This is a genomic window from Pseudovibrio ascidiaceicola, assembly GCF_900114245.1.
Classification (GTDB): domain Bacteria; phylum Pseudomonadota; class Alphaproteobacteria; order Rhizobiales; family Stappiaceae; genus Pseudovibrio; species Pseudovibrio ascidiaceicola.
Genome location: NZ_FOSK01000011.1, coordinates 57,040 through 72,665 on the forward strand (window position 1 = coordinate 57,040; position 15,626 = coordinate 72,665).

General features: G+C 51.8%; 11 protein-coding genes. 3 read left to right on the top strand and 8 right to left on the bottom strand.

Features of this window, described 5'->3' with window-relative positions:
• Positions 1–40: 40 nt before the first annotated feature.
• Positions 41–1,627: a SulP family inorganic anion transporter gene (locus BM231_RS19415; protein ID WP_093521973.1), complete on the bottom strand. Its 1,587-nt coding sequence runs from the start codon at positions 1,625–1,627 to the stop codon at positions 41–43.
• Between the two features lie 372 nt (positions 1,628–1,999).
• Here BM231_RS19415 and BM231_RS19420 point away from each other — a divergent pair, with 372 nt between their 5' ends.
• The 3 genes from BM231_RS19420 (at position 2,000) to BM231_RS19430 (ending at position 6,147) form a co-directional block, all read left to right on the top strand.
• Positions 2,000–2,818, top strand: a complete 819-nt coding sequence (locus BM231_RS19420) for a nucleotidyltransferase domain-containing protein (RefSeq protein ID WP_093521975.1) — start codon at positions 2,000–2,002, stop codon at positions 2,816–2,818.
• Between the two features lie 914 nt (positions 2,819–3,732).
• Positions 3,733–4,905, top strand: a complete 1,173-nt coding sequence (locus tag BM231_RS19425) for an aminotransferase (RefSeq protein WP_093521977.1) — start codon at positions 3,733–3,735, stop codon at positions 4,903–4,905.
• 219 nt (positions 4,906–5,124) lie between these two features.
• Positions 5,125–6,147: an asparaginase gene (locus BM231_RS19430; RefSeq protein WP_063288143.1), complete on the top strand. Its 1,023-nt coding sequence runs from the start codon at positions 5,125–5,127 to the stop codon at positions 6,145–6,147.
• A 34-nt stretch (positions 6,148–6,181) separates the two neighbouring features.
• On the opposite strand, the gene BM231_RS19435 is transcribed toward BM231_RS19430, so the two are convergent.
• The 7 genes from BM231_RS19435 to BM231_RS19465 form a co-directional block, all read right to left on the bottom strand.
• Positions 6,182–7,552: a TIGR03808 family TAT-translocated repetitive protein gene (locus BM231_RS19435; RefSeq protein ID WP_093521979.1), complete on the bottom strand. Its 1,371-nt coding sequence runs from the start codon at positions 7,550–7,552 to the stop codon at positions 6,182–6,184.
• A gap of 19 nt (positions 7,553–7,571) precedes the next feature.
• Positions 7,572–8,570, bottom strand: coding sequence for a methylmalonyl Co-A mutase-associated GTPase MeaB (gene meaB, locus BM231_RS19440; RefSeq protein WP_093521981.1), 999 nt, complete (start codon positions 8,568–8,570; stop codon positions 7,572–7,574).
• Positions 8,571–8,712: 142 nt separating this feature from the next.
• Positions 8,713–9,033 carry a heavy metal-binding domain-containing protein gene (locus tag BM231_RS19445; protein WP_063295737.1) on the bottom strand — a complete coding sequence of 107 codons (321 nt, stop codon included), beginning with the start codon at positions 9,031–9,033 and terminating at the stop codon, positions 8,713–8,715.
• 161 nt (positions 9,034–9,194) lie between these two features.
• Positions 9,195–9,953 carry an ion transporter gene (locus BM231_RS19450; protein WP_093521983.1) on the bottom strand — a complete coding sequence of 253 codons (759 nt, stop codon included), beginning with the start codon at positions 9,951–9,953 and terminating at the stop codon, positions 9,195–9,197.
• 150 nt (positions 9,954–10,103) lie between these two features.
• Positions 10,104–10,955: an SDR family NAD(P)-dependent oxidoreductase gene (locus BM231_RS19455; RefSeq protein ID WP_093521985.1), complete on the bottom strand. Its 852-nt coding sequence runs from the start codon at positions 10,953–10,955 to the stop codon at positions 10,104–10,106.
• A gap of 304 nt (positions 10,956–11,259) precedes the next feature.
• Positions 11,260–13,425, bottom strand: a complete 2,166-nt coding sequence (gene scpA, locus BM231_RS19460; protein WP_093521987.1) for a methylmalonyl-CoA mutase — start codon at positions 13,423–13,425, stop codon at positions 11,260–11,262.
• Entirely contained in the window at positions 13,425–15,419 is a 1,995-nt protein-coding gene (locus BM231_RS19465; protein ID WP_208860513.1) for a methylmalonyl-CoA mutase family protein, read from the bottom strand. The genes scpA and BM231_RS19465 overlap by 1 nt, the downstream gene beginning before the upstream one ends.
• Between the last annotated feature and the right edge of the window lie 207 nt (positions 15,420–15,626).

Genomic DNA, 15,626 nt, shown 5'->3' on the forward strand with positions numbered 1-15,626 from the left:
GTGTGCTCCGCCTTTTCTGTATCAGTTTAGGAAACCTGAACTAGCTTGTGGCTGGTTTGGTCTCTTGCATCTCTGCATCATAATCAACTGCAATACCGTAATGCGGATCTTCCAGAACGGCGACCTCAACCATGCTGCCAGCTTTGTGCAGCAGGTCTTTACAATCCGGAGATAAGTGACGCAGATGCAAGGTTTTACCAACCTGCTCATAGCGCGTTGCCAGTGCATCAATCGCTGCCAGACCGGAATGGTCCACCACGCGGGAATTGATGAAGTCAACAATCACATCATCCGGATCAGACTGAGGATCAAAGATCTCCTGGAAACCAGCAGCAGACCCGAAGAACAGCGGGCCTTCCAGCTTGTAGATCTTCTGGCCTTCAGAGTTGGTTGTTGTGTGCGCATCAATACGCTTGGACGCGTTCCACGCATAAGCCAGCGCAGAAACAATCACGCCAACCACAACAGCAACAGCAAGGTCAGAATACACGGTCACACCAGTTACCAGCGCAATAACAATTGCATCAGTACGTGGGATCTTGTGCAGGATCTTGAAGGTGTTCCACGCAAAGGTACCAATCACCACCATGAACATCACACCAACCAGCGCCGCCAGAGGGATCTGCTCAATCAGCGAAGAGGCAAACAGAATGAAACTGAGTAAGAACAACGCTGCCGCAATACCTGCAAGACGTGTCCGGCCACCGGATTTCACGTTGATCATGGACTGACCAATCATCGCACAACCACCCATGCCGCCGAAGAAGCCAGTTACAACGTTTGCAGCACCCTGAGCAAGACACTCTTTGGAGGCGCCGCCGCGTGTATCTGTCATTTCAGAAACAAGGTTCAGCGTCAAAAGGCTCTCAATCAAACCAATCGCTGCCAAAATAACGGAGTAAGGCAGGATGATCATCAGAGTTTCCATGTTCAGCGGAACCATTGGGATGTGGAACTCAGGCAGGCCGCCAGCAATTGGAGCCAGATCACCAACGGTCTGAACGTTAAGCCCAAGGCCAATCACCAGCACAGAAACAACAACAATAGCAGCCAGTGGGGCAGGAATAGCATTGGTCAGCTTTGGCAGATACCAGATCACAGCCATGGTCAACGCTACAAGACCAAGCATAAGCGTCAGGTCCATACCTGCAAGCCAGCTTGTTGTACCGCTCACTTCATCAACGATCTGGAACTGGCCCATCTGCGCAAGAAAGATCACGATCGCAAGGCCGTTCACAAACCCAAGCATAACTGGGTGCGGTACCATGCGGATAAACTTACCCCAGCGCATCAGGCCGAAGATCAGCTGAAGGATGCCCATCAGCACAACGGTCGCAAACAGGTATTCCACGCCGTAGGTCACCACGAGTGAGACCATAACAACGGCAAGCGCGCCGGTTGCACCAGAGATCATGCCCGGACGACCACCGAAAACAGCAGTAATAATGCCGACGATGAAGGCCGCGTACAAACCAACAAGTGGTTCAACCTGGGCAACAAATGCGAATGCAACAGCTTCTGGAACCAGAGCAAGAGCGACGGTAAGCCCGGAGAGGAGCTCAACCTTAATAGTATTGGCTGTAAAGCCAGTCTTTTCGGGCGCGTGCGCCTTCGAGGACGAATGCAAGTAGCACCTCCAATGGGATTCTTGGTACTGTTTTAAAGTAGTGGGCAAATCCTAGGCACGCACTGTGAAGTCCGTGTGAAACCAAGAGGTTTCCTGCTCAAGGACAAGAGCTATTCAGCCAGGACACCGCTAAAATTTGAGCGGTTTTTGTCTCCCTTTTGACGCGCTTATACGGGAATATCGTCAAAAACACCATCCCCCCAACGCATAATAGCCATGCACGGGGTACGGGGAGGGATGCCTGGTGGATGTTACGACCAATGTGGCCCCTGGATTTTATCTAATGGAAAAAGTGTTGGCACACGATCTATGAGTGGGGCTTCTGTTTCCCTGAAAACGTGATATGCCTCTGCCATTGCAAGGAATTTTCAGATGACAGTTTTAACACCATTCAAACCAAGTATTTCAGAGAGCATGCGCACCAGAATTTTGGAGCAACTGTATAAGATTGAGGCCGACAACGATGTAACGATCCTCTTTGCTATTGAAAGCGGTAGCCGTGCCTGGGGCTTTCCTTCGCCGGATAGCGACTATGATGTGCGGTTCGTCTATACGCATAAACTGGATTGGTATCTTTCTTTAGAAGCTGGCAGAGACGTAATTGAGTTGCCGATCGACGATGAATTGGACATCAGCGGTTGGGAAATTCGTAAAGCCTTGAACTTGATGCTCAAGTCCAATCCGGTGCTGCTCGAATGGCTTCACAGCCCTATAAGGTACATTTGGCGTGACGAATTAGTCTCGCCATTGCTTGACCTCTCAAGAGAAGCTGCAAGCCAAACACCTTGTATCCATCATTATCGAAATCTTGGATTGCGCTATTGGGAAAAATCTCACACAACTGAAAATCGCCTAAACCTAAAACGTTTCTTTTATGCGCTTCGCCCAGCACTTGCGCTTCTTTGGATTAAAGAGCACCCGACCCTCACACCACCGATGAATGTACAGGAGTTGGCTGCAGGGCTCCCACTTTCTTCAGTTGTTTTGCACGAAATGGAATGTTTGATTACAACAAAGACCCAACTCAAAGAAAAACATGAGTTAGAAGAGTTCCCTGAAATCGTGCAGCTTGAAGCCCTGGTATTAGATGCCTTCGAGTGGGCAAAAAACGTTGATAAATCAAAATACATCCCAAGTTCGAAGTCAAAGATTGAAGCCTACTTTCGTCAAGTGGTCATGGAAGTAAACTAGATCCCGCATCAAGTGCGGGAAGACGACTGTGGGTGGCTATGAGGATTGTTTGCTCGCCCCCTCGGTGTCATCCCGGGCGAAGCGCAGCGTAGACCCGGGATCCATACTACCAGTATGAGAGGTGGGTTGAAGGTCTTTATGAGAAAGCAAGGCAAGCGGATATGGATCCCGGCTCATGGGCCGGGATGACACCGAAGGGGATTGCAGGCAACCTGAAAAAACTTATCCCCCCGGCCTCAAACCGTGCCCATACTAATCCCATGCCTACGTAACGGGCTGCTGGCGGAGCGACCGTCAGTTTGTCGTAGGCTGGGCGGGGCTATTGGAAGACGTAACGCACCTTTCAGTGGTCCGGTGAACCGAACTTCAAACGTGGCCGCATGGTTTGAGGGGAAGGGCCCAGGACTATAGGGTATCACGCGGTGATAGATACTCGAGCACCGGCAGTAAAACCTGCTTTTGTGAAAGTGTCTATCAAAGACGGAGGAACTGTTTGGGCATGGAAACGTGTCTAGATAAGCCATTGTCTTTCCGGGAAACCGGCTATCGTGCCTTATAGGCAAAAGAGGCGACGTTGTTCATTACAAGAAAGCCCGGGCAAGGCGCGTAGCCAATGCCGAAGAATTAGTTTCAATAAGTAGCGCAGGTATTGCCTGCCGCCTTGCTCATCCCGACTTCCGGGAATTCTGGTTCCACACTGCATGAGAGGTCATGTGGTGCTATTGGTGCTTCTACAAACGTCAAAGCGTATTGCTGAAACTTGAGAAACGGTTTGGGCACAAAAATCCGCAATAGATGAAACCGCTTTATGTGGAAATACGCAGGAAATGCATCTAATGCAGACTTTGCAGGATGCCGCCTAATCGTTAGCTTGTCGTCCTGCAAAGAAGCGTGTCAGGCAAGGAGCACCCCGGATGAAACCGACAAACTCAGTATTTACCGGAATAGAAACGACGGTATTTGAGCGCATGTCGCGTCTGGCTATGGAACATCAGGCCATCAATCTGGGGCAGGGCTTCCCGGATGTAGATGGCCCGCAGGATGTGAGACAGGTTGCTGCTGACACTTTGATGGAAGGACCAAACCAGTACCCGCCTATGTTGGGCGTTCCGGCCTTGCGACAGGCTGTGGCGGACAACAACAAGCGCTTCTATGATCTGGATGTAGATTGGCAGAGCGAAGTACTCGTCACCTCAGGCGCCACCGAAGCGCTGGCAGACAGCATCTGCGCGCTGGTTGAACCGGGCGATGAAGTCATCCTCATAGAGCCGCTCTACGATTGCTATCTCTCGCTAGTCAAACGGGCAGGCGCCACTCCGGTCTTCGTGCAGGTAACACCGCCAAATTGGGAGCTGCGTGAAGAGACACTGCGCAAGGCGTTCTCCGGCAAAACCAAAGCCATCTTGCTCAACAACCCAATGAACCCAAGCGCAAAGGTCTTTTCCACGAAGGAACTGCAACTCATTGCAGACCTGTGCCTGGAGTTTGATTGCTACGCGATCTGCGATGAAGTCTACGAGCACATCGTCTTTTCCAAGGACAAGCACAAGCCACTCATGACCCTTCCGGGGATGCGTGACCGCTGCATTCGCATCGGCTCTGCAGGCAAGACGTTTTCACTGACAGGCTGGAAAGTTGGCTACATCACAGCCGCCTCAAACCTGCTGGAACCAATCGCCAAGGCGCACCAGTTCATCACCTTCACCACACCGCCCAACCTGCAAAAAGCAGTCGCTTACGGTCTGAGCAAGGAAGATGACTACTATACCTCACTGGAAGACGACCTGAGAGCAAAGCGAGACCTGATCACCAAACCGCTGGAAGACATGGGCTTTAAAGTGCTGCCGTGCGAAGGCACCTACTTTGTCACCTGCGACTTCTCTCCACTTGGCTTCAAAGGCAATGACGTAGACTTCTGCCAGAAGATGGTGGAACAGGCTGGGGTCGCAGCTGTCCCAATCTCGGCATTTTATGGCACCGAAGGCCCGCAAACATTCGTCCGGTTTTGCTTCTGCAAAAAGGACGAAGTCCTGCAAGAAGCACTGGGCCGTTTGCGTGCATGGATGGGAGAACTGGCAGTTTCCTGAGAGCTCGCATCAGACGATAGACACTGCTTCTCTGATAAGCAGTTCTGGCTTTCGGGAATACGCGTAAAAATAAAGACAAATTCGCAAAAGTAGCTCTGCGTTTAAAAATAGGGTATGCAGACTACAACGAGCCGGAGCTGCTTGGTCAGGCAAGGACGACTGACAGCCTCCCGCAGATAACCAATTGGCCTGTAATCCAACCCCTGGAAGTTTGAGTGAATGGATAATCCCGTACTCGTCGAAGTGACACGCGGCACCACAGTCGAGAGCCGTCACCGTGGTTCAATCGCTATCGTTGATGCCGATGGTAAGCTGGCATTCAGCGCAGGTGACGTGGAGCAGGGCATCTTTGCACGCTCCGCAATCAAAGCTCTTCAGGCAATTCCAATGGTGGAATCCGGAGCGGCAGAAGCCCTTGATTTTGACGATGCAGAACTGGCACTAGCCTGCGCCTCTCATAACGGCGAAGAAACCCATGCCAACTCCGCACGCATCATGCTCTTCAAAGCTGGCCTGACAGAAGAAGACCTGCTGTGTGGCGCACAATGGCCAAAGCACATGGATGATTGCGTCGGCCTTGTGAAGACCGATGACAGCCCATGCCAGCTGCACAACAACTGTTCTGGCAAGCATGCCGGTTTCCTTGCCATGGCCAAGACCTTGGGTATTCCAACCGAAAACTACATCGACTTTGACCACCCAGTTCAGATGGAAATCCGCAACGTTTTGGAACAGATGAGCGGTGGCATTCTGGCGCGTGATGTATGCGGCACAGATGGTTGTTCCATCCCGACCTACGCCATGGACCAACAGAAAACAGCGCTGGCCTTTGCGCGCTTTGCAACAGGTGTTGGCCTCGATCCGGTCCGCGCCAGTGCAGCGGAAACGCTCTACGAGGCGTGCGTCAACGAGCCATACATGGTCGCAGGCAAAAACCGCTTCTGCACCGAGATCATGGATATCTTCAAAGGCCGCGTCTTCGTAAAAGTTGGCGCAGAGGGTGTCTTCTGTGCAGCCTTGCCAGAGCTTGGCTTCGGCGTGACGCTGAAATGTGAAGACGGTTCCGTGCGTGGTGCTGAGGTGATGATGGCATCCACCATCAGATCGCTTCTGGATATTTCTGATGAAGAAGAAAAAGGCCTGAACGCCTGGGAACACCAGCAGTTGAAGAACCGCCGCGATGTTCTCGTCGGCGAAGTACGCCCTGTTGCAGACTTCAAGCGTCTTCTGAACGCCATGTGATACAAGGCAGGAGTTTCATCTCCTGCCGCCTCATCTAAACTGCACTGACAAGATTGTCTGTCACGCGAATGGAGTGTGGCAGATCCTCCGTTGAAACTGCCAGATCGCCGCTCACTTGCTCATCCCATTTGAAGCCAGCGATATTCACGGCGCAGTCAGCAGTGATATTCTGGGAAATGAGCGCAATTTGTCCTTCAGCTGCAAAGCTGACGGCAATACCCACCGGGGCAGAGCGCACAGTATTTTGAGCTGCAATCAAATTACGTAGATACGGGCCCCAACCCAGATTAATGCCAACAACCCGCGCATCCTCGACAACATTGCCAGTCACACTGGTATCCGCCTCAACCGCAATACCAACCCCAAAACTCGGATTGTCCTTCGCATAAGGCCCAGTGCCAGTAATATCGCGCAATACATTGTTGGAGCACACGGCCAGACGACCACCCTCGCGGAAGTTGGTGATGGAAATCCCGTTGGCGGCTGTCTCAATCAGGTTACTGCTGACAATAGCGCCCTGAAAACCGAACTCAACAAACAAAGCCACCTCGCCGGAACGATGGCAGGTATTGCCAAGCACCTGAACATTAGACGCAGCATTGGCGCGGATTGCGGAGAACGTACAATCACTCACCTTGTTGTTGGAGATGGTAACATTGTCCGCCCGAAACACATTGATGCCATTGCCATTTTGACCGGTTCCACCACTTTGCGCTCGAATGTTGGAGACTTGATTGCTGGAAATGGTAGAGCCATCATGCCCTTCAGACCACCTATGCACCAGAATACCACCGTTTCCGCAGTCAGAAACGATATTCCCCTCAATCTGAAGCGCTCTAGCATTGTAGCTGAGAAGGGCAACATCTCCGATTGCTTGGATGTGGTTACCAATAACAGAGCCTGAGCACTGCTCCAGCACCAAACCAGCCTTGCTGCTCTTGGTTATCTCACAGGAACTGAGATCAAGCCGCTCACATTGAGAAAACCACAACAGCGCCGAGACGTCGTCGGAAAGTGGCAGGCTGTTGCCATCGCAGATAACACCACTCAGGCTGATATGATCTGCTTGAATGCCCTGCAGAAGAGGACCGCTTCCACTGAGTGCCAGACGCGTATGTCCGGGTACACCACGTAAGGTCAGTCCACTGGGCAGAGTAAGGCCCGAGCACAAATAGCTGCCAGCACCAAGCTGAAGGATTTGCCCCTGCGTTGCAGTCTCATTCATCGCGGACTGCAGCGCCTCAGAGATATCTTGCTGTAACGGAGGAGCTGGAAATTCCACGATTACCGGTTTTAAAGGAGCTGCCGCCTGGGTGTCTTTAGCAGCAACAAGTGTCCCGGCTCCGGCAATGGCACCAGCACCAAGGAGGGCACGTCGCGAAAGTCTCTCTTGATCCTCTGTCATCTTGTCCCCCAACGTTTGTTTAAATCCCGAACAGGCTCGCTAGTTTACTCGCCGCAGCCGTTGCTGGCAGGTTGCCGGACTTCACCGCGCTCTCAACGTCAGGCAGAGCGGCTTGAATATCAGGGTTTGCCTTCAAAGCTGCCTGAAGCTTCTCGTTCAGCAAGCCCCACATCCACGCCAGCTGCTGTTCAGCGCGTTTGTTGTTCCAGTCGCCGCTTGCCTGCATCCGTTCTTTGAAGATGCCGAGCTGCGCCCACACCTCATCAAGGCCTTCATTCGCAAGGCCGGAAACAGTCAGGACTGGAGGAGACCAATGCTTGGACCGCGGTGCAAGGATATTGAGAGCCGCACGATATTCAGAAGCTGCGGATCGTGCTCGCAACAGCCCGTCACCTTCTGCCTTGTTCACGGCAATAAGGTCGGCGATCTCAAGCACGCCCTTCTTGATACCTTGCAGCTCATCACCAGCACCCGGCAACATCAGCACGAGGAAGAAATCAACCATCTGCGCAACCGTCGTCTCGGATTGCCCGATGCCAACCGTCTCCACCAGGATGACATCAAACCCCGCCGCCTCACAAAGCAACATGCTCTCGCGGGTCTTAGCCGCCACACCGCCAAGTGTGCCTGCAGAAGGGGAAGGGCGGATGAAGGCATTGCGATCTATAGCCAACTGGGCCATACGGGTCTTATCACCCAAAATGGAACCGCCAGTACGCGTTGAAGACGGATCAACAGCCAGCACAGCCACTTTGTGCCCGGCTGCTGTCAGATTGGAGCCAAACGTGTCGATGGTGGTGGACTTGCCAACGCCTGGAACACCAGTGATGCCAATACGGAATGCATTCCCGGTGGAGCCCATCACCTTGGTCAGCAGCGCTTCGGTCTGCTCACGGTGGGCTGGCTTCTTGGATTCAACAAGCGTTATGCCGCGTGCAAGTGCTGCACGCTGCCCATTCAGCAACCGCTCGGCAAGATCATCAATGTTGTCTCTGGAAGAAGCGAAGCGTGCATTCATTCAAATAAGTCCGGTCAGAAGAATCTCTTCTGCCAACCTTGAACAGATGACGCCCCTTTGCAAGTCAGCGACTTGGAGAAGTTGTGGGGCAGGGCAGAACCCTGCACCAGTTCTTCAGGAAGGATACGCGAAGAATAATGCGTTAGCGATAAGTGACAGCAGTACCAGTTGCAGTCACCATCAACATGGAACCGTTGCTGCCAACAGTTTCATAATCAATGTCGATGCCGATCACAGCATTTGCGCCATAACGCGATGCTTCCTCAGTCATCTCATGCAGCGCAATCTGACGGGCTTTCTTCAGTTCACCCTCGTAGGCGCCGGAACGACCACCGACAATATCGCGAATACCAGCGAACAGATCCTTAAAGACGTTCGCACCCAGAATTGCTTCACCGTGAACAATTCCTTTGTACTCAGAAATCTCTTTGCCATCTAGAGAGTTAGTGGTCGTAGTAAGCATATGTCATCCTCAAATCCGTGCCATGGCCCTCAGCCAGACACACATCAATCCGTTCAATCAAAACCAACAAGCCAAGATCGAAGTGCCCGAGCCCATAAATCAAATGAGCGCTTACCTCATGTAGGAAAGGATCTGGAAAATTCTAGAGGCAGCTAACTTAGTCAGATCTGTGAACTTTCTTTTTGCTTGCTTAACTCACGTCTCATCTCGGCCAATTCAATGTGAAGCGCGTCAAGCTTAGCCTCTAGAGCCTGTAAATCCTTAGTGTCCGTCTCTTTGTTCTCATTGATAAAAAGATTAGCAACGATTGTACCTGTCAAAGAGGCAAACATACCAACGCCAACGGTCATCAAAAAAGCTGCGATCACGCGACCTACGGGGGAGACAGGAAAGAAATCTCCATAGCCTACTGTTGTGATGGTAACGAAGGCCCACCAGATAGCATTTCTCAGGGTGAGAATATTTGCGCCTTCTGCGTTTTTCTCTACCTGAAGAACAGCAATTGCGGCAAGGATGACAATCAGGATGGAACTGATGAATACAAGAGTGAGAACGCTGTTTGTTCTCTTATTATAGATGTACCGTACAATGGTATGGGAAGCACGAATTGCGCGAATTATTCTGAAGAGCCTGATTACACGTCCGTATCGTAGAGGGTCTACCAATGGGATGCTCGAAACGAGGTCGATCCAGCCCCATTTCATAAAGTCAACTTTCCGTTCTGCTTTTATGAAGCGGATAAGAAAATCAATAAAGAAGATTCCGCAAATTGCAGTATCTGCGTAAATCAGAAGGGTAATGGTTTCTGCATCAAGGTGCATTGCATCCTGAATAAGAAGTGCAGCAATGACATATATTGAAAGGATGACGATAAAAAAATCAAAAAGATGAGGTGCCGTTTGCAAAGAACGTTGGTTCATTACAGAAAATACCTAAAGTTAAATTTGAACGCTATTCCACCGGGATTGAAAAAAATAATCCGATAGATTTGATGCTGATACTTCCTGCTCAACACAATGACTTATGCAATTAATAGTTGCTGGTGTCTACAATGCACTAGCTAGCAAAGACTACCTGATCTTCCCAGATTTCTGGAAACTGGCAAACTTCTCGCTGTAGTCTGGATGCCAACGTGAAAGAGCCGGGCGATTTTCGATAAGATCGCCAGCTGCCCAGGCGATCCGCAGCTTGTCGGTGTTGGAGTCCACAGCATTGTCCGGGCACAGAATGTAAAAGTCATCTTCCGCCATACGCTGAAGAAAGTAGTCGACCGTTTGCTCGCTGGTCCATGCATCCGTAGGCTTCTCTGGATACTGAGCCATATTTATGCCCGTGTGAGTAAAGCCCGGTACAAAGAGATGCACTGAGATAGGCGCATTCGCCTCTCTGAGCTCATGGCTGAGTTGCTCACTAATAACTTTGATACCTGCCTTGGTCGTGTTGTAGGCAGGATTGCCGGGAGGGGTTGTGATCCCTTGCTTTGAGCCCGTGTTGATCACAACAGCCGGACGGTTTGCATCCACCATGCGCGGCAAGAAAGCATGAACGCCGTGGATTACACCAAACAGATTTACCGAGATGAGCTTCCGCCAATTCTCCATCTCACCCCAGCTTGAAGATGGAATTTCAATCCCGGCATTGTTCATAAGAACGGCCACATCACCAGCCTCAAAGGCTTTGTCGGCCAACGTTTTCACCTGGCTCTCATCAGAGACATCCGTAGGAACACCAAACACGCTCGCAGAACTGGAAGCAACCGCGCTAACGTCTTTTACAGCTTGCTCGAGTCGCGGTCCGGGCAGATCTGCCAGAACCACGCCTAACCCCTGTTGGGCAAACCGAAGGGCAGATGCTTTGCCGACACCACTCGCTGCACCGGTAACGACTGCTAAACCACCGAGTTCAAGAGCTTCTTTAAACATTGTTATTCGCCTGATGACTGGAAGTTCTATTATGGAAGGAGACCTGCTCTTTCTACCCCACCTGTATGAGCTTTATTCATTAAGGGTTCATTGCAGCACAGATCGCACGCATCTGAGAGCCAGTCTGTCACGACCATCTGGCGCAGCAGGAGATTTTTAATTTTGGGGGAGGTGTTCGGGCAAAGCTGACTTGCCATCCGCCGATAGAGTCCAGCGAAGGTAAAGAGCATGAAGGCGAGAACAAAAGTCTCGCCTTCATGCTGGGTTAAAAGCAGTCCTCAACTGCGGGAGTGCCGATCGGTTGTCACTCAGCCGCTTTTTGCGGCTCGTAGCCAAGCTTACCGTTGAGTTCGTGGATGAGGCCTTCAGCGGCCTCGGAGATCACAGTCCCTGGAGGGAAGATCGCGGATGCGCCAGACGCATAGAGCTCATCATAATCTTGAGGAGGTACAACGCCGCCTACAACGATCATGATGTCTTCGCGGTCTTCATCAGCCAGTGCCTTTTTCAGAGCGGGTACAAGAGTGAGGTGACCCGCGGCAAGGGAGGAAACGCCAACGATATGAACGTCGTTTTCAACAGCCTGACGGGCAGCTTCCTCAGGTGTGGCGAACAATGGTCCGATGTCCACGTCAAAGCCAAGGTCAGCAAAGGCAGAGGCGATCACCTTCTGCCCACGGTCATGACCATCCTGCCCCATTTTAGCAACAAGAATACGCGGGCGGCGACCGTCGTTTTCTTCAAACGCCTCAACCAGTTGTTCAATTCTGGAGATGCTCTCAGACATTTCACCAACCTCGCGCTTATAAACGCCAGCAATGGACTTGATTTCAGCTTTGTGGCGGCCAAACGCGTTTTCCATTGCCAAAGACATTTCGCCAACAGATGCCTTCACACGAGCGGCTTTCACGCAAAGGTCCAGCAGGTTACCCTCACCAGAGCGTGCTGCGTCTTCAAGTGCTATAAGCGCTGCCTGAGTATCCTCTTCGTTGCGCTCTTCGCGCAAACGATTCAGCTTCTCAATCTGCTTGGCACGAACCTCTTCGTTGTCCACTTTCAGAACTTCAAGTTCTTCTTCGCGATCAGGGCGGAACTTGTTCACGCCCACAACAGTCTGATGACCACTGTCGATACGCGCTTGTGTCTTTGCTGCGGCTTCCTCAATGCGAAGCTTCGGAATGCCTTTCTCAATGGCTTTCGCCATGCCGCCAAGGCTTTCGATCTCTTCGATATGCTTCAAGGCTTTCGCAGCCAGATCAGCGGTCAATCGCTCCACGTAATAAGAGCCACCCCATGGATCGATGGTTTTGGTGGTGCCGCTCTCCTGCTGCAGGAACAGCTGAGTATTACGGGCGATGCGGGCAGAGAAGTCAGTCGGCAACGCCAACGCTTCATCCAGAGCGTTGGTATGCAGAGACTGCGTATGCCCCTGTGTCGCTGCCATCGCTTCAACAGTCGTACGGATAACGTTGTTGAATACATCCTGCGCCGTCAAAGACCAGCCAGAGGTCTGGGAGTGTGTTCGCAGCGACAAACTCTTTGGGTTCTTTGGCTGGAAGTTCTCCTGCATCAGCTTCGCCCAGATCAGGCGCGCAGCACGCAGTTTGGCAACTTCCATGAAGAAGTTCATACCAATCGCCCAGAAGAAGGACAGGCGCGGAGCAAAGGCATCAATATCCATGCCTGCAGCCACACCAGCGCGGGCATACTCAATGCCATCCGCAATGGTAAAGGCCAGCTCCAGATCAGCCGTCGCCCCCGCTTCCTGCATATGATAACCGGAAATGGAGATCGAGTTGAACTTCGGCATATTCTCCGATGTATATGCAAAAATGTCGGAGATGATGCGCATGGAAGGTACAGGCGGATAGATATAGGTATTCCGCACCATGAACTCTTTCAGAATGTCATTCTGAATGGTCCCGGAAAGCTTTTCAGAAGGGACACCTTGCTCTTCAGCAGCCACCACATAAAGCGCCATAACGGGCAAAACTGCACCGTTCATGGTCATGGACACACTCATCTTGTCCAGTGGAATGCCGGAGAAGAGCGTGCGCATGTCATAGATGGAGTCAATGGCAACACCCGCCATACCCACATCACCAGCAACACGGGGGTGATCACTGTCATAACCACGGTGCGTTGCCAGATCGAAAGCGATGGAAAGACCTTTTTGCCCAGCCGCCAGATTGCGACGATAAAAGGCGTTGGAATCTTCCGCAGTTGAGAACCCGGCATACTGGCGCACAGTCCATGGTTGCTGAACATACATGGTTGGGTATGGCCCGCGCATATACGGCGGTAGACCCGGCCATGTGTTCAGGTGTGTCAGACCATCAAGATCCTGAGGCCCATAGGCAGGCTTAACAGCAATACCTTCCGGCGTGTCCCATGTGGCTTGCGCGTCAGTGGAGGTAGACACAGAACAGTCTTTGTAATCAATCTGGGTGTAGTCAGGAAACAAGCTCATCAAATTGCCTCCACTTCATCAGCCAGCGAAACGCCAACCACTTCAAAACATGTCTTCAGTTCAGCAAGCATATCACAGCCTTGGTATATGGTCCCATCAAGGCCATTCTCGGTCAGTTCAGGAAGAAGTTCCTTCGGACGCCCGGCCAGCGTAATGCGTTTCGCCCCAGCTGCTTTCAGTTGTTTTAAAACGGCTACAGCCTGCTCTTCATAAACCTTGTCAGAGGAGCACAAACACACAACCTTGGCATCGCTGATGCGGAAACAGGAGATCATGTCATCAAGGCTGTCAAACTGCTTGCCACCACCACTGACAAACCCGCCAGTTGCATAAAAGTTGCTGGCAAAGGTTGCGCGGGCTGTATGCTGAGCAACCGGCCCCAGCGTTGCCAAAAAGACTTTCGGTGGGTTGCCCTGAGTTTCCTGGAAGGCCTCGGCTTTGTCGCGGAGACTCTCAAATGGTGCTGCTAGACGAGAAAGCTTCAGAGCTTGACAATCATTATCGCCCAGTTGTTTACGGCTGGCCTGAATGTCAACAAGACCAGCACCCTCAGTCAGGGCTTTGGCAACAGCCTCAATCAACTGCCCGTCTGCGCTTGGCTCTGGCAAATCCATGCGTGTTGCAATTTCACCAATCTGGTCAGCATCTGCTTTCAGCACGTCAACATCAAGCTCGCCCAGGTTCGGGAAAGCGCTTGTGCCAGTCAGTGGATGACGCCCCGTCGCGACCAACTTGTCCTCTTCACGTCTGGCCGTGGTAACATCAGAATAGATCACGCCAGACGCCAGTGCTCCAAGCACGCCGCCTTCCTTCTCTATCTTCTGGAAGTACAACCATGCCGCATTGGCAAGGTCCTCAGTGCGCTCTTCAACCAAACCACTCCCGGCAGCAGGGTCACTGACCTGGGCCAGATTGCTTTCTTCAATTAAAATAAGCTGGGTGTTTCGGGCTATGCGCCGAGCAAATGCATTCGGCAAACCAAGAGGGCTTGTGAAGGGAAGAACGCTCACACTGTCAGCACCACCAATCCCGGCTGCAAATGCAGCAACTGTGGTGCGCAGCATATTTACCCAAGGATCGCGCTTGGTCATCATACGCCAGCTGGTTTCCATATGAAGATGGAGTGGCTGCGTTGGCAACTGAGCAGCATTTAGCAAACGAGACCAGAGCTGGCGCATCGCACGTGCTTTGATGATGGTACCGAACTGGTCAGCACTCGCACTTAGGCAGGCCGATACATGTCTTGGAAGATCCTCGGCAGACACACCGCCTTTTTCCAGCGTGCGCATATAATAGAGCAGGCTGGACAGGATGAGGCCGAGCTCTTGAACGCTGTTAGCGCCTGCATCGTGGTAGCAACGCCCATCACTGCGCAAAAGACTGCCCTGAAGGCCGTTGTTGCGGGCGTATCCCGCAAGATCCTGAGCACGCAGTTCGAGCCGCTCAAAAGAATTACGAACCCGCCCGGAGTTGACAAACACACTCAACGGATCGGAGATACCATGAACCGTCAGCTGGTTTGGCTCGATACCCAGACGCTTGCAGGCTTCAACGAGAAGCGCAAGTGTTGCGCTGCCCTCATAACCACATTCAAGACGGAAATCGATCAGGTCAGGTTGTACACCCTCAAGGAGGCTCAGCATATCGTCTATACGCTGAACACTCAGCCCACCACTCAGAACACGTGGGGAGGCGGGAAGAACCAGCTCAATGCTGTCAGCGCCTCCTTCGAGGTCTTCAAGCATCTGGGCGTTGGCCTCGGAAATGATGGGATGATCACTTCGCTGAACGATCTTCCAAGGGTGAGAGCACTCCCTCAATTGCAATGGAGCACTGTCCGTGCGCCCTTGGTATAATGGCTTGTTCTCAAGGCCACCGGCAATTGGTGTGTTTAAGGCATCCAGTGCCGCGCCTTTGAGGGCACGCAGAGCAGATGCTTCCCAGTCGCTGTGCGTCGCTTCTAGGAAATTGCTTGGAAAATCAATGTTTTGCATGTCCATCCCATGTCCTTCTGATAACTTTATACGAAGGAACCTTTGATGGTTTCAAGCTATGCGTTAGGACGAGATTGGAAAACAACTGCCTCAAACACTGCGTAAATTGCAGAACTACTGATGTGACAATGGTTAGATAGTTTTCGCATTAGCTTAATTTATCCTAAATTTGTCGCAATTGACCCTAGGGCATGTAACGCTGTTACT